Consider the following 794-nt stretch of genomic DNA (forward strand, 5'->3'; position numbering starts at 1 on the left):
TTGACATCCTTATATGAACACCGCCCGGATGCCAAGGTAAATTGAAGGGCTTTGGCTTGTAGGTATGGGTTGCTGTCTTATATCCGACCTTGTTGCAGGAACGTGCCTGCGGGCCTTGATGGAATCAGCCGGGAACGTCCCCATCTCCCACGACGGGCTGTAAGCCGCTTGGATGTCATCGGGTTTGCGTTCCCGCGGTCCGACCTAGTTTGCCATCACACCTTATCTCCTTACCCTGTGCAACCCTGAAGGTATTCGTTTGTGCCCTGCTGTGGTCGTGCTTTCGCTACGCAGGCCGTGCGCTGATATAGCCGGGTTCATAGACGCGGCGATGGGCAAGCAATGCCCAGGCGGTGCGCGCCATCTTGTTGGCTAGCGCGACGATGGCAACATTGGTCGGGCGCCTGACCAGCAGGGCCTCAGCCCAGCACGGGCGCCGCTTCGAGCGGGTCAGCACGATGCGTGCGCCATGGATCAGCAGTTTGCGCAAATAGGGATCGCCACGTTTGCTGATATGGCCGAGGTGAACCTTGCCGCCGGTGCCACTCTGGGTTGGTACCAGGCCCAGGCTGGCCGCGAAGGCTCTGCCTGAGCGGTAAGCCTGGGGAGATCCCATGGTGGCAACCAGGGCCGTGGCGGTGATCGGGCCAATTCCCGGAATCGCATCCACACATTGGGCGGCAGGCTCGGTTTTTAGCCATGCAGCGATCTCTTGCTCGGCCGCGAGGATTTCAGCGTCCAACTGCCTGAGTCGCTGTAACTGGCGCGACAACAGTCGCCACAAGGGAGCCGGG

General features: G+C 60.7%; 1 protein-coding gene. It reads right to left on the bottom strand.

Annotated features, from left to right (window positions below; translation table 11 throughout):
- Nucleotides 1–286: 286 nt before the first annotated feature.
- A partial coding sequence (locus CF68_RS34410) for an IS110 family transposase (RefSeq protein WP_035827918.1) occupies nt 287–794 on the bottom strand: 508 nt, incomplete at its 5' end.

The sequence above is a fragment of the Cupriavidus sp. SK-4 genome (assembly GCF_000611125.1).
Classification (GTDB): Bacteria; Pseudomonadota; Gammaproteobacteria; order Burkholderiales; family Burkholderiaceae; genus Cupriavidus; species Cupriavidus necator.